Source organism: Streptomyces sp. NBC_00775, from assembly GCF_036347135.1.
Lineage (GTDB): Bacteria > Actinomycetota > Actinomycetes > Streptomycetales > Streptomycetaceae > Streptomyces > Streptomyces lutosisoli.
Genome location: NZ_CP108938.1, coordinates 10,772,281 through 10,789,943, shown reverse-complemented (window position 1 = coordinate 10,789,943; position 17,663 = coordinate 10,772,281). Strand labels below are relative to the sequence as shown.

Genomic DNA, 17,663 nt, shown 5'->3' with positions numbered 1-17,663 from the left:
GAGAAGGCCAGAATCCTCGGGCTTCAGCCCGAGGAGCAAGTCAAGGAGCCTCGATGCACGACGTACTCCGCCGGATCGGCGCGGGCGAGCCCTGGCGGGAGGTGGTCGCTGGGCAGTTCGGCGGCCAGGGCTCCTGGGGTAACGGTGCAGCGATGCGCACCGCGCCGCTCGGCGCCTGGCACGCCGCCGACCTCGACGCGGCCGCCGAGCAGGCCGCCCGCCAGGGCGTGGTCTCGCACCACCACCCGGAGGCGGTGGCCGCGGCGGTGGCCGTCGCCCTTGCCGCCGCCCTGGCAACCCGTGGCCGGGGCGAGCCCGCTCCGGCCCGCCCGGACTTCCTCCACGCCGTCGCCGAACGCCTCCCCGACAGCGACGTCCGGTCGGGAGTGCGGGTCGCGGCCCGGATGTCGGAGCGCACCTCGGTCCGGCACGCCGCGGAGATCCTGGGCTCCGGCTACCGGATGTCCGGGCCCGACACCGTCCCGTACGCCCTGTGGTGCGCGGCGAGTCACCTCGACGACCTGCACGAGGGCCTGTGGTTCACGGTCGCCGGACGCGGCGACATCGACACCACCTGCGCCATCGCGGGCGGGGTGATCGCCGCCCGAACGGGCGTCACCGCCCTTCCCCCTGCCTGGCACGCCGCCCGCGAACCGCTGCCCCCGGTCGTGTCGGAGTGAGCCTTCCCCGGGCGCCTGCCGTGGCGCAGGCTCGGCGTTGCCGCGGAGCTCCTCGCTCTGACAAATCTGCTAACGATCACCAGATAGGCGATGTGCTGACCTGGGGATCTAATAGGACTCCGTTACTGATCTCTTCGGGTTGTTGTCGGGTACTGATCCCTGCGGTAGGCCGGTGGTATGCGGTACGCGCAGGGCGGCGGATTGACCGCTGAGCGGCGACAGTTTCGTGAGCGGATCCGGTACGAGATTCGACGTCGCGACCTCCGGATAAGACCCGACCGGACCCCGAACTCCGCCACACCACATCACTCGATGTATCCGGTGTCGGGGTCCACCTGCGAGAGGAAGTCCCGTATGGACTCCTCCAGAACGGCCCTGCCGACTTGCACCGGAGGGTGGTTGCTGAACCCGAACCCGTACTGGGGGTCGGGTCCGGTCAGCCAGGTGAAGTTGTAGGAACCCGGCTTGCCGTCCGGCTGGCTGACCTCGAACTCCTCACCGTCGACCGACATCCGCCACGGCTCGTTCGCCGCCATCACACCCTGCTTTCCTCGGCCCCGGAGATGAGAGCGCACGTGGCCCCAACTACATACGTGCCACGATCACACGCGCGTGTGGATCACACAACGTCACGCGTTCGGGGAACGGTCACGGCAACCGTTCCCTATCTGTGCTGTTCGGGCACGTTGGTGGCCGCCTCGTTGCGGGTGCTCAACGAGCGCTCGGGTCCGCTCCGTGTGGCGGCACGCAGATGCAGGCGGGCCAGGCGGTGCCCAGGCCGACCAACTCGTCGGCATCGGGATGCGGCCAGGAAGTCGACGGTCGGGTCGAGCACCTCGGGCGCGAACGCCGGGCCGAGAACTCGCCGTACCGCACGGCGGACTCCTCGTCCCGTCAGTCGCCGCTCGTCACTGCGACCCCGCAGCCACCAGCGTCGCGGTGATGGGTTCGAGCTCGGCGACCAGCTCGTCGAGCTCGGCGGGAGACAGGGCGTCGTACGGCGGGGCGGCGAGCTCGTCGGTCAGGGCTTCGATGCGTTGCTTGGTCTCTCGGCCGGCGTCGGTGAACCAGCCGTCGGCGTCGACGAGCCCGCGCTCGCGCAGACCGTCCATGACCGCGACCAGCCGCTCCTTCGGCAGGTGATGGATGCGCCCGAATGACTCCGGCGGGTGGATGCCCATTTCCAGCGCGCTGAGCACGTGGGCCTCCGTGCCGCCGATGCGTGCGCCGACGAGAGCGGCGACGTGCCCGTCACAGCGGTGCTCGCGCAGCATGGTTGCGGAATGCCACAGCCGGGCGACCGGGTCGCTCGGCACCGGAAGGGTGCGCATCCCGGCGTACATCACCCGACCTTCTGTGGGCGCGTTCGTCGCGGCTTTGGTCGCCAGGTCAGCGGCGCGCACCAGGCCCGGGGAGTCGGCCAGCTCGTCGCCGAGGATCCGCCGTACGGAGGCCGCGCTGCCCCGCTCCCGCGCGGCGACGGACGCCTCGGGCGGGATGGTCTCCCACGCGCTCGGGATGTGCCGCGCGGCCTCGCCGTCGGCGAAGCTGTAGAAGGCCGCGTGCACGACCTGCGCCGGCACCCGCCCCAGCGGCGCGGCGCGGCTGGCGAAGTAGCCGTCCCAGTAGGTGCGGTGGCCGAGCGCGGCCAGCTCCTCGTTGCACTCGTCGGCGAAGTAGGTGACCAAGCAGATCGGCTCCAGGAGCTCGAACATGCGGCGAGCTGTGTGAGTCATGGCCTACATCATGCCTGCGGTCACGCCCCGTGGAGCAGTACGGGCCGTTAGATCAGCTTCTGGGCACGGCAGTTGAACGTCTGACTCTTCGTTGACTTGCTCCTCGGGCTGAAGCCCGAGGATTCTGGCCTTCTCGTCCGTTGCTGTGCCGCTACGCGGCACGGGGTTCGGTGGAGAGTCCGTGGCTTCCTGTTTCGTCGCGCTGTGCCGGGACGAGTCCTGGTCTTACCTGCGCTCCGCAGGCTGTAACCGCCAGTCCGGCGGCCGTTTTCACGTTGATCGCGGCGTTGTGGTCCCGGTCATGGAGGGTCCCGCAGGCGGTGCAGGTCCATTCCCGGACGTTCAGGGGCTTGGGTCCGTCTTTGATACCGCAGGCCGAGCAGGTCTGGGAGGTCGGTGTGAACCGGCCGATCTTGACCAGGGTCCGGCCGTACCTGACCGCCTTGTACTCCAGATGTCGAACCGGTCGCGCTGCTCGATGAGCGAGGCCATGGCGTACGGCGAGGAGCAGTCCATGCGGATCTCGCCGTCCCAGTCCAGCGTCATGAAGCGCCAGGTGGGATCGGTGAGCGGGTTGACGACCGTCAGGTCGAGCCGGTGCTGTTCGGCGATCCTGCCCCAGTAGGCGACGGAGGCGCCGCCCAGCGGATCGGCGCCGATGCGCACGCCGACGGCCCGGATCGCCTCCAGGTCCAGCACGTTCGGCAGGTCGGCCACGTAGGTGCCGAGGAAGTCGTAGCGGCCGGTGCCGGGTGCGGCCAGGGCGCGGGTGTACGGGATGCGCCGTACGTCCTTCAGGCCGCCGGTGATGATCTCGTTGGCGCGGTCCTGGATCCAGGAGGTCGCCTCGGAACCGGCGGGGCCGCCGGTCGGCGGGTTGTACGTGAAGCCGCCGTCGGCGGGCGGGTTGTGCGAGGGGGTGACCACCACCCCGTCGGCGAGGCCGGACGTGCGGTTCCGGTTGTGGGTGAGGATGGCGTGCGAGACCGCCGGGGTGGGCGTGTAGCCGTCGGCCTGGTCGATGAGGACGCTCACGTCGTTGGCGGCGAACACCTCCAGCGCCGCGATCCGCGCGGGCTCGGACAGGGCGTGGGTGTCGGCGCCCAGGAAGAGGGGGCCGTCGGTGCCCTGGGCGGTGCGGTACTCGCAGATGGCCTGGCTGGTGGCCGCGATGTGGTCCTCGTTGAACGCCGCCGCGAGGGAGGAGCCGCGGTGTCCCGAGGTGCCGAACGCCATCCGTTGCCCGGGCTCGGCCGGGTCGGGGTGCAGCGCGTAGTACGCCGTGACCAGGCGGGCCACATCGATGAGGTCCTCGGGCCCGGCGACCTGCCCCGCTCGCGCGTCCTGCCTCTTCCCGCTCCTCCGCAAGAGGCGACCGCTTCGTACGGCCCTCATTCCCCCTGCCCGGCCCACCGGGACGCGCACCGGGCGGCGGTTGTGGCACGCCTCCGACGGGTGCGACGATGCAGACCGGTCGGCGAAAGGACACCACCGACGTGACGCACGAGGACCAACGGCCGCCCGCCGCCGTGCTGTTCGACGCACTGGGCCCCGACTACGAGAAGGCCTTCGCCCACGCTCCCGCCCACCTGTCGGCGCTGGAGTGGCTGATCGAACGGCTACCGCCCGCCGCACGGACACTGGACGTGGGCAGCGGCACCGGGCGGCCGACCGCGGCCGCGCTCACCGCGGCAGGGCACTCGGTGCTGGGCGTCGACGTCTCCCCCGTCATGGTCGAACTCGCCGCCCGTCAGGTCCCCGAGGCCGAGTTCCGCTGCGCCGACGTCCGGGATCTCCCGCTCGAAGCGGACTCGCTCGACGGCGTGTGTGTGTTCTTCTCGCTGTTGCAGATGACCCGCGCAGAGCAGTCGGCTCTGACCCGGCGCCTGACCCTGGCTCTGAAGCCCGGCGGGCATCTGGTGCTGGCCACCGTGCCCGCGGACGTGGAGGACGTCGAGGTGGTCTTCATGGGCCGGCCGGTCCGCGCGACGAGCTTCGCCGAGGAGGACTTCATCGGCATGGCGGAGGCGGCGGGGCTGACGGTGCTGGCCCGGCACAGCACCATCTTCGCCCCGGAGCACCCCAGCGCCGGACCCGAGCCCCACCTCTTCCTGCACTGCCGCCGCGACGAGACCGGGCGCTGACCCTCGGGCGCTCTCCACGGAACCACCGGAAGGCCACCTCCCTGGTGGGCATCTCGGCCGCCAACTCCACCACAGCCAGGCGCTCATCCCGCTGATGCGTGCGACAGGTGCCCAGCTTGGCGCAACTCCGTCAGGACTGGGTGAGGCCTAGGGTGGCCCGTCAGCGCGTCTGGCGGGCCACCTTCCTCTCAGTGGGTGTCGGTGCGCCGTTCGAGGCGGGTGCCGTGGCGAAGGGTGATCGACATCAGGTCGCTGGGGGCGTTCAGCTCCAGGCGGTGCCAGCGGCCGCGGGGGACGATCACTGCGGTGCCTGCCTGCAACTGCACCATGTCCTCCGCGCCGCCGGGGATGGTGGAACGGAAGTACAGGCGGACGCCGCCGGTCAGGCAGCACACCGCCTCTTCGGCCTGCGGGTGCATCTCCCAGTGGTCGGCGTGGACGTCGGCGTCGGTCTCCACGTGGAACGTCGCGATCTGCCAGGCGTCGGAGTCGGTGCTCGTCATCTGCCGTTCGGCGGCTCGGACCTCGCCGTCGGGGCGGAACTGCAGCGCGGAGGCGAACAGGTCGATGGGAGGCGTCGTCATGAGGGCGTTCCTTCCAGTGCGTTCTTTGCGGGAGCTGCGGGTTGCGGGTCAGGTAGGGCGGCCCGGCTTCGGGGCAACACTCCGATCGCCACGGCTGCCGCGACGACGAAGAGGCCGGCGGTGAGGGCAAGGCTCAGGGCGTAGCCGTCGTTGAGCGCGGCGGGATCGGTGGCCGGGCCGGTGCGGAGTGCGGCGACGGTGGCCAGGACGGCCAGGCCGACGCAGCCACCGAGTTGGCGGGAGCTGTTGAAAAGGCCGGAGGCCATGCCGGCCTCGCGGGAGGCGACGCCGGTGGTCGCGGCGGCGGCGACCGGGGCAAGGACCAGTCCGACGCCGACGCCGGTGATGACGCAGGGGCCGAGCACGTCGGTGAGGAAGCCGCCGCCGGGGCTGATGAAGGCGAACCAGGCCAGGCCCGCGGCAGCCAGCAGCGCGCCGGGCACGAGGGCGGCTCGGGGGGTGCGGGCCGCGGTGACGCGGGTCGCGATGATGATGCCCGCGAGAAGGCACACGGAGAACGGCAGGAACGCGGCGCCGGTCGCTGCGGCGCCCATGCCCAGGACCTGCTGCATGTACAGGGACACGAAGTAGAACGCCGCGAACTGCCCTGCCGCCGCTAGGAACACCAGTACGTTGGCGCCGGCCACCCAGCGGCTGCGCAGCAGGCCGAGGCGCAGCAGCGGCGCGGTGGCCTTGGATTCGACGAACGCAAAGGCGGCCAGGAGCGCGGCTGCGGCGGCGAGCGTCGCCACGGTGGCCGGGGATCCCCATCCCCGGACGTCGGTGCTGACGACGCCGAACACCAGCAGCCCGACTCCGCCGGTCGCCAGGACGGCGCCGAGCACGTCCGGCCTCTCGCGCCGGTCGGGCTGTGCTCCCGCGGGCACGCCCGCCGGAACCAGCGCGAGAGCCGCCGCCACGATGGGCAGGTTGACCAGCATGACCCAGCGCCACCCCGCGTACTCGGTCAGCAGACCACCTGCCAGGACCCCCAGCGCTCCCCCTGCGGCGTTCACCGCGCTCCACACCCCGAGCGCCCGGACGCGCCGAGGACCCTCGGGGAAGGTGGTGGTGAGCATCCCCAGTGCGGCGGGAGCGGCCGCGGCAGCACCCAGCCCCTGGCCGGCACGGGCGGCGATCAACTGCCAGGGCTCCTGCGCCAGTCCGCCCCCCAGCGAGCACAGCCCGAAGACGGCCAGGCCCAGCACGAACAGCCGACGGTGGCCGTACAGGTCGCAGGCGCGGCCCCCCAGTAACAGGAGTCCGCCGAAGGTGAGCGCGTAACCGTGCACGATCCACGACAGGTTGAGCGGCGCGAATCCCAACGCGGTGCGGATTGCGGGCAGTGCGACGTTGACCACCGACATGTCCAGGGCGAAGACGAACTGGGCGACGGCCGCCGCCGCCAGCACCGCTCCGGGTCGCCCCCGTGAGTTTTTATACATGTATAGAAACTAGCGTCGAGGGATCACCGTTGTCGAGACCTGAGGAATGATGGGGACATGCCGCAGCCGTCCGCACCGCGCAAATCCCCTGGCCGACCTCCCCGCATCTCCCGCGAGGAGGTCATCGGGACGGCCCGCCGGATCGTGACCGAGGAAGGCGTGAGCCGGCTGACCATGAGGCGGCTGGCCACGGAGATCGGCAGTACGCCGATGGCGCTCTACCACCACGTCCGCAACAAGGAAGAACTGCTCGTCCTGCTGCTGGACGACTACGCCGCGCGGGCACTGCGCCGCCCCGAACCGCCCGTCCACCCCCGCGAGCGAGTCGTCGTTGCGACTGCTGCGATCCACGAGGCACTCGCCGCCTGTCCCTGGATCGTGGAGGTGCTCACCGCCGATGACCTGATGTCCACGTCAGCGCTGTGGTTCGTCGAGCAGATCGTCGACGGCCTGGTCGAATGCGGGCTGTCCCCCGAGCAGGCCGTGCACGGTTACCGCGCGATCTGGTACTACACCGCCGGCGAGATCGTGGTCCGGGCGACAGCGGCCCGGCGGCGCGAAGACGATGACCGTGCGACGTACCGGGAGCAGGTCTTCGGCAATCTCGACCCGGGCGAACTGCCCCGATTGGCACAGGTCGCGGACCGTTGGGCATCGCTGACCGGCGAGGACACGTATCTGGACGGGCTCCGAGCCCTGGTGGACGGCCTCCTCGCCATCCGCTGACGGCCAGATCGGCGGCAGCTGTCTTCCGCGAGATCGCTCGCAGCGGCGGTGAGGCGCCGACCACTTGAGCCCACCACAGCTTCGGTCATGATCACGTCACGACGACAGGATCGTGCGAGGACGGTAACAAACCCAGATCTTGGATGAACTGACTGATCGACAACGATCAGAATGGCCGCATCGCTTGCGCATCGACCGGTCCTGGTACCGGTCTCGGGGGAGTAGGAACTCGGTATGAACGAGAAGCCAGACAGAGCCGGTTCGGGACGTAAGGGCCTGCACGGCACCCTCTTGGGAGCGGCCGTGGTCGCGGTCCTGCTGGGGGTCACCGCCTGCCAGCCTTCCGAGGGTGACGGCAAGGCCGCCGCCCCCTCGAACTCGGCGTCGACCGGGGGGAACAAGTCCACTGCGTCCTCGGGCGACACCGGCACCGGGACCGCGAGCAGCAGCGCGGCTGACGAGCAGACCGGGGACAGTGGCGAAACCGGCGGCGGCAACGGCACCACATTCCAGGACTGCAAGGTCACCGACCTTCGCACCGGGGTCGAGCTTCAGGATTCGTCCGGGGAAACCCCTCGCCACTTCCTGCTGACGGTCACCAACGGCAACAAGACACCGTGCGTCCTCAACAAGGCACCCCAGGTACGGCTCGGGGCCGGTAACAACGCCCCGATCGTCAAGTCGCTCGAAGAGCCGGACACCGAGCCCCTCGTCGTCGAAGGAGGCGGCAAGGCGTACGCCGGCCTGTACATCTTCGGCAACGACGAGGGCGGCGAGGCGGAATACGACCAGGCCGACCGGTTCACCGCCACCCTGGTCGCCGGTGAGGGGACCGAACTCAGCGGCACTCTCCTTTTCGACCTGCCTGACGGTCTCGACTCCGTCTCCTACGACGACGCTGCGCGCGTGAACGGATGGGCGGGCACCGAGGGCCTGGCGATGCGCCCGATCAACCAGCTCTGACCGCTCCATGCGACGGCGTGGCGCGCGTCGGCCTGCTGCTGGAGGACCTCTGAGAGGGCGTCAAGTTCCTTCTCTCTCGGTTCGGATCGCTCGTTCGACGATCGGCGACCCCGGGACCTGCGATCTCCGGGAGGTCGTGAACGCGACTCCTGCGCTGCCAGGTGAGGGAGAAGGCCCGCCGATGAGAGGACCCGTCCCGACGTGGTCATCGACACCCAGTCCGTGCGCGCGCCCGCGGGGGTTCCGAAGACCACGACGGGACGGGACGCGAACAAAAGGACGCCGGGCCGCAAGCGCGGACTCGCCGTCGACGTCCTGGGGTTGATCGCCGGCGGCGTCGCCATGGGCGCATCAGCCCATGACGACGCCGCCGGGACGGCCCTGCGCGACCAGATCGAGCACTTGACCGCCACTCTGGCCGAGACCGAGGCACATCTGACGGAACTCGCCACGACCCGGAAGATCATCGCGAAACTCGCACAGACCGGGGTCGACCCGAGCCCTCACCCAACTCGGACGAGGCCGCCACCAGAAACGGACTTACCGCCCTCTTAGGTCTCTGTCGTGAGACGGCTGGATCAGGCCACCGGACGGATCCGGCCGTCGGCCTTGTTGTGAAGTGCGGCTTCCAGCCGGTCGCGGGCCTCGGTCTGGGCGACCGGGCGCGTCGATGACGGCGACGTGGAAGCCGTCCGCATGGGAGGCCGACGACCAGAGGACGCCGGGGATGATGCGGTGCTGGACCGCACCTCTCCGTCCGCGGTCATGCTGCTGGGCTGCTGTCCGGGGTGGCCGAAGGCGGTGTTCAGGTAGCCGTCCGGTTCGCCCGCCTCGGTGGCGCCGTAGTCGACGGCGCCCATGCTCTGCTGCCGCAGGTTCGCGACGGCCAGGGGCAGCGGCGCCTTCGCGCTGTCGGAGATGAGGATCAGCGGTGCGATGAAGTCGTTCCAGGCCGCGAGGAACGCGAAGAGACCGACGGTGATCAGTCCGGGTCGCACCGCCGGGAGGAGGATCCGCCGCAGCGCGCCCGATCGGTTCGGTCCTGGGCACCGTCGCGACGGCGCCTCCCGCTCACGCCGCGACGGCGTTCGCCTCCACCGCGGTCAACCAGAACGGCGGCAACTGCCTTGGTTTGCCGGGCAGTTCCACCGCCGACGGCATCCAGCTCATCCAATGGGCCTGCCATGGCGGCGGCAACCAGACCATCATCTTCACCCCGGTCGGCGGAACCACCGACCAATACGGCATCGGCACGTCGACCAGCGGAAAATGCGTGGACGTCAACGGAGCATCCAGCGCCGACAACGCCACGATCGTTCAGCGGACCTGCGGCACCGGGGCCGACCAGAAGTTCCGTCTGGTATCGGTGACGATCAACGGAACGAATAACGTCTTCAACCTTCACGCGGTCCACTCCGGCAAATGCGTCGCCCCGTCAGGGGACTCCTCGGCCGGCAACACCGGTCTCGTTCAACTGCCCTGCAGCAACGCGACATCACGGGCGTGGCGGCTGCCCGGCTTCACCGGCAGCGACGGCGGCTCGACCACTCCCCCGACGAAGACCGTCCGGGTGTTCTGGCTGAAGCCCTCCGACGTTCCGTTCGACCAGCGATACCCCGACGGCATCGCCGACGTGATGCGGGAGGCGCAGCGCTACTACAAGCAGGAGCTCGGCAAGACCTTCACGCTGAACAACCCCGTGGTCGAGGTCGTGGGCGGTGACCAGCCGCGCAGCTGGTACGAGAACACGCCCAACGGCGGTGACCGTTACTGGTGGGCCGTCACGAACATGCAGAACGAACTCGCCAGAAAGTTCGCCTGAACAACCCCGACAGCCGGTGGCTCAACGTGGGCGAGATCAGTGCCGAGGGAGAAGGCGCGGGCGGGGGCGCCAGCCCCGGATGGGTCGTGCTGAGCGGGCACGACGCCGACGGCGCCGCGGGCACCAGCGGACAGTCGATGAACCGCTGGTACGGCGGGATGGTGCACGAACTCGGCCACGCCTTCGGCCTGCCGGACTCGGCCTCGACCGACGGCACATCGATGTCCGCATCCTTCTACGACTACCCGAACACCCACTTCCACCAGAGCCAGAAGAACCAGATCCTCAACGGCCCCTCCGGGAGCTTCTTGTCCTGACGCTGACCGCCGGCAGCGAGGCATCAGTGCGATGCTCCGCTGCCGGTCACCGCGGCCCGGGCCCACCCCCCTTTGAGGTCGGTTGCCCTCGGCGCGGACGTTGGCGGGATGATGGCAGGCATGCGCATCCGCATCGACGCCGTCGACCTGCCCGGCCTCACCTGCCCGGCCCCTGTCGACGGCAATGTCCCTGAGTACGGCAACATCCACGTCGCGGTGCAACGCCGCGACCGTCCGGCCGAACTCCTCGCGCCCCAGCACGGTGACGCACCGTCCGCGACCTGGACCCTGGAGTGCACCACGCGCGTCTCGCCGACCGGAACCGAGGTCAAAGGCCCCTACGTGCAGGACCGTCTGGGTCGGCGGTTCATCTACCTTTCGTGGGGCACGGTCGACGAGTCGGGCACCTTCACGATGTTCCGCCGCGCCAAGCTGATGCTCGACGTCATCCCCGAAGACGTACTCGCCTCCGCCGCACGCGACGGACTGCTCGTCGGACGCCTCGGCCTGACCGACGCGCAGGGCGGGCCTCTTTGCGCACGAGTCCAGCCCCCGCACATCACCTGGACCGCCGAACGTGCCGGCTAGGAGAGATTGCAGCACAGCGGACTACAGCGTGAAGGGGGTGTGAGCGTGGCGGACCTGTACGCCTCGTACTCCGACCTCGCCGCGCACGAGACCGAGGGCGTGTCCTACGTACGCCGCTCGGTGCCGGTGGCCGACGCGACGTGGTCCAGCATCGCCATCCACGGGGGCGGCATCGAACCGGGTTCCGGGGAGGTCGCCCGCGCGGTCGGCGCGGGTCTGATGGCGCACTACGAATTCGCCGGCATCAAGTCCACGGGCAACACGTCCTTGCACGTGACGTCGACCAACTTCGACGAACCGACCTGCCAAGCCATCGTCACCTCGTCGCTGCGCTGCCTGTCCTTCCACGGCTACACCGGCACGGCGGGCGTACCCGAAACCTCCCTCGGCGGCCTCGACACCGCGACCGCCGACCGTCTCCGCTCCGCCCTGACACGGGCCGGGTTCCTGGTCATCGACGCGGCGCAGGAGATCAGCGGCAATGACCCCGTCAACGTCGCCAACCGCACGAGCATCGCCGCCGGCGTCCAACTGGAGATGTCCCACGCCCTGCGTGCGTCGTTCTTCCCGAACGGGGACCTGACGCGCGCGATGCGGGACAGCGGGAAGCGCACGGCGACGTTCGGCCGGTACGTCGCCGCCATGCGCTCCGTGTTCGAGGGCCGCGCCCCGGTGTGTCAGTTCGCCAGGCGCCAGTGCTGGTTCGCACCGCCTGTGCAACTCCACAGCTGGACTTTCGTCCCGTTGGCGGTTCCCTGGCCGTTGGCGTCCAGGCAGAGGCCCGACTGCACTGCTGTGATCGTGCCGTCGGAGTTGATGTTCCATTGCTGGTCTGCCTGCCCGCTGCAGTCCCAGATCGCCGCCGGGGTGCCGCTGCCCTGGCCGGAGGCACCCAGGCACTTGCTGCCGTAGACAACCAGCTGCTTTCCGGCGGTGTGGGTCCACCGTTGGTTGGAGCCGCCGTTGCAGTCCCACAGTTGTGCCTGCGTGCCGTTGGCCGTGGTGGAGTTGTTGATGTCGAGGCAGCGCCCCGACTGCTGGCCGATGATCTCCTGATTGCCGGTGGACGGTGGCGGGTTCGAGCCGAACTGTGTGAAGAACTGCCACACCGCTGCCGACGTCCAGGTGCGCCAGCCGTCACCGGTTGAGCCGTCTATGGGGCCGGGGTCGTGGCCCGCTCCGTCGAACGCGGCCCAGACGACGGGGTATCCGGACCTGCATCCGGAGTAGGTGGTGATGATGTGCGTCAGGCTTCCGTAGGCCGGCTCGGGCGCGTTCTGCGGAGTGCAGCCGTTCGCCCGGACGAAGGTGTCGCGCAGTTCTCGTCCCGACGAGATGGGCAGCACGTTGTCCCTGATGCCGTGCAGACCCATGTAGGCGATGGGCTGAGTGCCGCCGTTACACCCGCTGAGGTTCGCGCCGGAGTAGACCGCGACCGCGCGGAAGACCGTCGCCCGGGAGCAGGCGAGGGCGTACGACATGGCGCCGCCGTAGCTGAAGCCGGCGGAGAACAACTGCGTCGTGTCGACGCACAGACCTGCTTCGATCTGGCTGACCATGGCGTCGACGAAGGCCACATCCTGGCCGCCGGAGTTGGCCCAGCCGTTGCCGATGCCCTGGGGGGCGACGAAGATCGTGCTGTTGTTCGCGTTGTCGGCCAGGCGCCGCAGGCCGTAGTAGGACCAGTTGTACCCGTCCGTTCCGCCCGAGTCGACGTCGTTGGCCGTACCGCCCCGCCAGTGGAAACCGAAGATCAGCCGGTAGGGGTGGTTGCTGTCATAGCCGGCAGGAACCCGCAGTATGTAACTGCGTGTCTGGCCGCCGCTCTGAATCGTGTGTGTGCCGCTCGTCAGCGTGGGGGCCTTGCCGCAGCCGGCGGCGGCCTGGACGGCGTCGGCGGTCGTGGCCGACGCGGGCGCGCCACGGCCGCTGCTGAACGAGGTGCCCGCAGCTGCCAGGACGAGAAGTACCGCGGTCATGATGGACATTAAGAGCGGTGTGCGTTTCATACGCGCCTTCTTCCGTAGTCGGGGGATGGGCAGAGAGCGTCGTCGGTCGCCCGGGTACGGGTGCTGTGTGCGGCGGTGACACGACAGTGGTCGAACCGATTCGGTGATGCCGTTCCAAGCGCCGTTCGCTGTGGCGGTTCAGACCCCGGTGATGGTCCATTCGTTGTTGGTGCTGGAATTCGGCGTCCACATCACCGTGGTCGAGCCGACCGTGGTGCTGCCGCTGCCGTCAAGGGCGGTGCCGGTGCCCCGATTGACGATCTGGTAGCGGTTGTTGCCAAGGCTGTTGAGCGACCACTGCTGGTTGTTGCCGCCGTTCCACGCCGCCTGCCGGGCGGGAGCGCCGTTGGCGGCATCGCCCCAGCTGTCGGCGGCCATACCGTTGGTGCGGTTCATGATGCGGCAGTAGCCGTTGCCGAGGTCGATCAGCTGCCACTGCAGGTTGGCGCTGCCGTCGTAGTTCCACTGCTTGAGGTTGGAGCCGGAGGCCACGTTGCCCCCGCTGTCGAGCACCAGCCCGCTGGTCACGTTGGCGATCTGCACCCAGGTCGTGGAGCCGCCCGGCGCGCCCAGAACGGGTATCTCACCGGAGAAGGTGAGCTTGACCGTGTACGCCAGGGCGCTGAACGGCGGGTTGGACGACGGCATGGCGAGGTGCAGGCCGGAGGCATCCTGGGCCGGTGCGGGCAGGTTGATGTAGGTGCCGGCCGTGTTGTTCAGCAGTTGCGCGCCGGTCAGGCTGCTGAGGTTGATCTGGTTCGCGTTCAGCGTCGTGATGGTCATGGTTCCGCCCTGCCAGCCCAGCGCGGTGGCGTACAGGACCTTGTTGTCCCGACTGCGAGTGAACCGGATGTCCTTCGGTGTGCCGGCCACCGGGCCGCTGAACGAGCCTCCGCCCATCTGGGTGGGGCCCTCGCCGTAACTGGCCCAGGAGCGGGTGGCGTAGACCGCCTCTCCGAAGCGGCCGAGCCAGTCGCCCATGGCGAGCAGGATCGACTGCTGGCCGGAGGGGATGGTGCCGTCGGCCATCGGAGCGATGTTCAGCAGCATGCTGCCGCCCTTGCTGACCCGGTCGAGCAGCGAGTGCAGCAGTGCCTGCGTCGAGTAGTAGCCGATGCCCACCGTGTAGCACCAACTGGAGGAGGAGATGCTGTCGTCGGTCAGCCAGTAGGGGGTGAGCAGCCCTGCCGGTCCGCCGCGCTCGAAGTCGTAGACCTCGCCCTTGTTGTCGAGGCCGTCCTTGTAGGTCGCGACCACGTCCTTGTTCCACGCGACCGCCTGGTTGTAGTAGTGCGCGAGGAACTGGAGCCGGTAGGACTCCTGCACCAGGCCCAGGTCGAAGTCCTGCCAGACCAGGTCGGGCTGGTAGCCGTCGATGACCTCGGCCAGCTTGTCGTACCAGAGCTTGTTCTCCGCGGCCGAGCCCTGCTGGCCGAAGAGGACGCGCAGCGCCGGGTCCGACTGGTTCGGCACGTGGTCGTAGAAGCCGTTGAAGTGGTAGGCGTGGTGCAGGGAGGCCATGAACTTCAGCCCCTGCCCACGGATGGCCTGCGCGTGCAGCCCCAGGAGGTCGAGTCGGGGGCCGTGCTGGACCGAGTTCCACGGGCTGGAGCGGCTGTTCCACATGGAGAAGCCGTCGTGGTGCTCGGCGACCGGGCCGGCGAACTTCGCGCCCGCGGCCCTGAACATCTGCGCCCAGGCGTTCGGGACCCAACTGCCGCCCTGGGAGGCCAGTTTGGGGGCGAACTGCACGTAGTTGCCGGCCTTGTCGCGGGCACCGTCGATGAAGTTGCTGTACGGCCATACCGAGGGGTCGCCGTAGGTGGCGATGTGGTGCTGGTTCTCGTTCGAGCCGCCGATGTACATGTTGCGCGGATACCACTCGTTCCCGAACGCGGGAACGCTGAAGACACCCCAGTGGTAGTAGATGCCGAACTTGGCGTCCTGGAACCAAGCCGGGGCCGGGGGGTGCTGGTCCACGGAGGACCAGCTCGCGGTGTAACTTCCGGGGCCGTCGGTCGCGGCGGCCTCGGGGGCGAACCGCAGCAGGCCGAAGGCCGTCGCCGCGCCGGCCGCCGACAGCAGTCGGCGCCGGCTGAGCGGCAGGGAAGAGGAGGACATGTGGGGGCCTCTCGGGGGAATCGACGGAGGTGATGCGGGAGTCGGCGTTCGTCGGCCGGTCACCGGTTCAGTCGCGCGTCCACTTCTGATTGCTGCCGCCTGTGCAGGTCCACAGCTCCAGCAAGGTGCCGTTGGCCGTTGCCGAGTCGGTGGCGTCCAGGCACAGGCCGGACTGGACACCGGTGATCGTGCCGTCGGCGTTGATCTTCCACTTCTGGTTGCCGCCGCCGTTGCAGGTCCAGATGTCCACCTTGGTACCGGGGCTGGTGCCCTGGCCCGCGGCATCCAGGCAGTCGCCGCCGTAGACCCGCAGCTCACCGGCCGAGGTGTTCGTCCACTGCTGGTTGGCGCCGCCGTTGCAGTCCCACAGCTGCACCTGGGTGCCGGCCGTCTGCGACTGGTTCGGCACGTCCACGCACCGGCCGGAACCGGCCCCGACAATCGCCGCGGTCGTGCCGCCGCCGGGTCCGCCGCTGCCGGGGGTGATGGACAGGTTGTCGAACTGCGCCGTCTCGGTCTGGCCGGTCGCGTAGCCGACCTGGCCGCCGGCCCAGCTGTAGTCGTTCACGGAACCGACCGTGGAACCGTCGATGACGGCGGTGATGGAATTGCCGGAGAAGGTGAGGGCCAGGGTGTGCCACCGGTTCGTGCCCAGCGCTGTGGTCGTGCCGCGGGCCAGGGTGGAGACGTTGCCGTTGGTGTTGGAGTTCAGGATCGACCAGGCTCCGGTGTCACTGACCCGCAGGCGGTAGGCGTTCAGCCCTCCGGTGCTGCCGTAGTCCTGTGCGTTGGCACGTCCGATCAGCTCGGCGTATCCCGGCTGTTCGAGCATCACGTCGGAGGAGACGGTGTAGTTGCTCCAGCTCACCTCGCCGAGCAGGGCGTGCGGATCGGACAGCGCGTCCCAGGTGATCGGCTTCTGCGGGCTCATCTGGCGTACGCACTTGCCGCTGCGGCCGCCGCCGCAGCCGACCGCCTCGAAGGCGCCCTGCCAGTCCATGAGGTATTTGGCCTCGGTGCCGTTGGCGTAGCTGTCGAAGGAGTCGCTGTACGGCAGGCTCATCGCGCCCTGGCCGGGACCGACGGCGGTGCCCTTGCCCTGTCCGGTCGTGGTGGTCAGGGTGTACACGCGGCCGGGCTGTACGGTCACGCTGAAACCGCTGCCGGACGGGGTGATGTCCGTGGCGTGCACGAAGTAGTCGGCCGGGTTGTTGGAGTTGACGTCGGTCGACCAGACGTGGACGGTCTTCGTGGACAGTCCCCCAGTGACGTTGAAGTCCAGCGTCTGAGCACTGCCGGCATCCATCGTCTCGATGACCGTGGAGTAGTCGGAGTTGTTCGTGGACTTCAGTGACACGTAGCTGCCGTTGTTCCGGTTGCCGCCGATGTAGCCGCTGGAGGCGTCGAGGTAGCGCCATCCCGGGGCGGTGAACTGGCTGGTCTGTGCCATCACCCAGGCGTTCTTGCCGATGGCGTAGTAGCCGGACCACGGCTGCGGGGCCAGGGCGAGACCCATGGTGGGGTAGGGCAGGTTAGGCGTGAGCGAGGCGACCACCGGCCAGTTGAGATAGGCGGTCATCCGGCCGTCGATGTATCCGCGGTTGATGCCGCGGGCCACTGCCGGCGCTCCCGCGTTGTAGTCGTCCGAGCCGTTCTCGCTCGCCCACAGCGGCTTGCCGGACGAGGTGGCGGCCGACGGCACCGCGCAGTTGGACTGGGAGGACCGGTAGCCGCAGGGGTAGTGCGTGCCGATGACGTCCACCGAGGCGGCGAACGCCGCGTTGGAGTTGACGTCATTGGCCACGGACCAGTCCGAGTCGGCTGCGACGATCTTGACCTTGCCGTAGCCGTTGGTGTTGAGCGCGCTGCGCAGTTGCTCGTACCAGGAGATGTTGTAGCCTCGCTCGTTCCACCCGCCGAGATAGTCGATGCTCAACCCGTGCTGCTTGGCGCAGCCCAGCCACGAGACCAGATAGTTGACCATGTCGGTGGACCAGAAGTTGCCGCCGCCGATCCAGCCCGGCGCGCCCCAGGCGAGCCCGTACAGCTTGATGTCCGGGTTGCGCGCCTTGGCCTGCTCCATCAGCCACCATTCGTAGCCCCGGTTGCAGTTCAGGTCGGACCGGGTGTGCTGGTGGCTCGGCTCGGCCCCCGAGGTGGAGTTGGTGTCGCCGCCGATCTCGGCTTTGAGGATCTGCAGGGAGGCGCCGTAGCCGGGCCGGAACAGGTAGTCCAGGACCTGGCCGCGTTGAGGTTCGGGATAGTCGATCAGGAGTCTGCTGTTGCCGCCCCCGCCGCTGATCGCGCCGACGCCGTCGAAGGTCCGGCCGCCGGACGTGCCGTTGATCGTGATCGAGGTGGCGGCATGGGCCGGCTCGGCGGTCGTGCCCACGATCCCGCCGGCGGCCAGGACGAGACCCGTGAGCACGGCCGTCGAGGCGCGTAAGCGCCGGAACAACCGGCTGAATGCTGACACGATGCGTTCCTTTCGCAGGGGGAGGCGTCCCGTGGCCGGTGTGGTGGCTCCC

The 17,663-nt window shown here is 69.2% G+C and carries 15 protein-coding genes and 5 pseudogenes; 10 read left to right on the top strand and 10 right to left on the bottom strand.

Translation table 11 applies throughout. The features are described 5' to 3' along the window. Positions 1-44: 44 nt before the first annotated feature. A pseudogene (locus OIC96_RS48225) lies at positions 45-680 on the top strand (ADP-ribosylglycohydrolase family protein); the annotation flags it as partial. A gap of 177 nt (positions 681-857) precedes the next feature. Further along, positions 858-926, top strand: a pseudogene (locus OIC96_RS50070) (helix-turn-helix domain-containing protein); the annotation flags it as partial. Between the two features lie 59 nt (positions 927-985). Here OIC96_RS50070 and OIC96_RS48220 read toward each other — a convergent pair. From OIC96_RS48220 to OIC96_RS48205, 4 genes and pseudogenes are all read right to left on the bottom strand, one after another. Beyond that, on the bottom strand, positions 986-1,216 hold the full coding sequence (locus OIC96_RS48220) for a hypothetical protein (protein ID WP_330301748.1): 231 nt from the start codon (positions 1,214-1,216) through the stop codon (positions 986-988). 372 nt (positions 1,217-1,588) lie between these two features. After that, positions 1,589-2,416: an SCO6745 family protein gene (locus tag OIC96_RS48215; RefSeq protein ID WP_330301749.1), complete on the bottom strand. Its 828-nt coding sequence runs from the start codon at positions 2,414-2,416 to the stop codon at positions 1,589-1,591. Positions 2,417-2,567: 151 nt separating this feature from the next. Then, a pseudogene (locus tag OIC96_RS48210) lies at positions 2,568-2,870 on the bottom strand (zinc ribbon domain-containing protein); the annotation flags it as partial. Continuing rightward, a pseudogene (locus OIC96_RS48205) lies at positions 2,870-3,811 on the bottom strand (phosphoglucomutase); the annotation flags it as partial. The pseudogenes OIC96_RS48210 and OIC96_RS48205, both read right to left, overlap by 1 nt. A gap of 68 nt (positions 3,812-3,879) precedes the next feature. On the opposite strand from OIC96_RS48205, the gene OIC96_RS48200 reads away from it, so the two are divergent. Next, a complete protein-coding gene (locus tag OIC96_RS48200) occupies positions 3,880-4,560 on the top strand; it encodes a class I SAM-dependent methyltransferase (RefSeq protein WP_330301750.1) in 681 nt (226 codons plus the stop codon). Between the two features lie 188 nt (positions 4,561-4,748). On the opposite strand, the gene OIC96_RS48195 is transcribed toward OIC96_RS48200, so the two are convergent. Next, positions 4,749-5,144, bottom strand: a complete 396-nt coding sequence (locus tag OIC96_RS48195; protein ID WP_330301751.1) for a cupin — start codon at positions 5,142-5,144, stop codon at positions 4,749-4,751. Beyond that, the gene (locus OIC96_RS48190) at positions 5,141-6,589 is read right to left on the bottom strand and encodes an MFS transporter (RefSeq protein ID WP_330301752.1); all 1,449 of its coding nucleotides are present in this window, start codon (positions 6,587-6,589) and stop codon (positions 5,141-5,143) included. The genes OIC96_RS48195 and OIC96_RS48190 overlap by 4 nt, the downstream gene beginning before the upstream one ends. 57 nt (positions 6,590-6,646) lie before the next feature. On the opposite strand from OIC96_RS48190, the gene OIC96_RS48185 reads away from it, so the two are divergent. The 3 genes from OIC96_RS48185 to OIC96_RS50065 all read left to right on the top strand — a co-directional run bounded on the left by OIC96_RS48185 (position 6,647) and on the right by OIC96_RS50065 (position 8,833). Then, positions 6,647-7,315 carry a TetR/AcrR family transcriptional regulator gene (locus tag OIC96_RS48185; protein ID WP_330301753.1) on the top strand — a complete coding sequence of 223 codons (669 nt, stop codon included), beginning with the start codon at positions 6,647-6,649 and terminating at the stop codon, positions 7,313-7,315. Positions 7,316-7,549: 234 nt separating this feature from the next. Further along, complete coding sequence (locus OIC96_RS48180) at positions 7,550-8,278, top strand: DUF4232 domain-containing protein (protein ID WP_330301754.1); 729 nt, start codon at positions 7,550-7,552, stop codon at positions 8,276-8,278. Positions 8,279-8,479: 201 nt separating this feature from the next. Continuing rightward, entirely contained in the window at positions 8,480-8,833 is a 354-nt protein-coding gene (locus tag OIC96_RS50065) for a hypothetical protein (RefSeq protein ID WP_443058504.1), read from the top strand. A 23-nt stretch (positions 8,834-8,856) separates the two neighbouring features. On the opposite strand, the gene OIC96_RS48170 is transcribed toward OIC96_RS50065, so the two are convergent. Next, entirely contained in the window at positions 8,857-9,276 is a 420-nt protein-coding gene (locus OIC96_RS48170) for a hypothetical protein (RefSeq protein ID WP_330301755.1), read from the bottom strand. Positions 9,277-9,308: 32 nt separating this feature from the next. On the opposite strand from OIC96_RS48170, the gene OIC96_RS48165 reads away from it, so the two are divergent. The 4 genes and pseudogenes from OIC96_RS48165 to OIC96_RS48150 all read left to right on the top strand — a co-directional run. Beyond that, on the top strand, positions 9,309-10,100 hold the full coding sequence (locus tag OIC96_RS48165) for an RICIN domain-containing protein (protein ID WP_330462179.1): 792 nt from the start codon (positions 9,309-9,311) through the stop codon (positions 10,098-10,100). 26 nt (positions 10,101-10,126) lie between these two features. Then, on the top strand, positions 10,127-10,417 hold the full coding sequence (locus tag OIC96_RS48160) for a hypothetical protein (RefSeq protein ID WP_330301756.1): 291 nt from the start codon (positions 10,127-10,129) through the stop codon (positions 10,415-10,417). Between the two features lie 120 nt (positions 10,418-10,537). After that, on the top strand, positions 10,538-11,005 hold the full coding sequence (locus tag OIC96_RS48155) for a DUF5990 family protein (RefSeq protein ID WP_330301757.1): 468 nt from the start codon (positions 10,538-10,540) through the stop codon (positions 11,003-11,005). Positions 11,006-11,044: 39 nt separating this feature from the next. Then, positions 11,045-11,635: pseudogene (locus tag OIC96_RS48150) on the top strand (poly-gamma-glutamate hydrolase family protein); the annotation flags it as partial. Positions 11,636-11,682: 47 nt separating this feature from the next. On the opposite strand, the gene OIC96_RS48145 reads toward OIC96_RS48150, so the two are convergent. The 3 genes from OIC96_RS48145 to OIC96_RS48135 all read right to left on the bottom strand — a co-directional run bounded on the left by OIC96_RS48145 (position 11,683) and on the right by OIC96_RS48135 (position 17,611). After that, the gene (locus OIC96_RS48145) at positions 11,683-12,993 is read right to left on the bottom strand and encodes a ricin-type beta-trefoil lectin domain protein (protein ID WP_330301758.1); all 1,311 of its coding nucleotides are present in this window, start codon (positions 12,991-12,993) and stop codon (positions 11,683-11,685) included. Positions 12,994-13,152: 159 nt separating this feature from the next. After that, entirely contained in the window at positions 13,153-15,135 is a 1,983-nt protein-coding gene (locus OIC96_RS48140) for an alpha-L-fucosidase (protein ID WP_330301759.1), read from the bottom strand. A 67-nt stretch (positions 15,136-15,202) separates the two neighbouring features. After that, entirely contained in the window at positions 15,203-17,611 is a 2,409-nt protein-coding gene (locus tag OIC96_RS48135; RefSeq protein ID WP_330301760.1) for a ricin-type beta-trefoil lectin domain protein, read from the bottom strand. Positions 17,612-17,663: the final 52 nt, after the last annotated feature.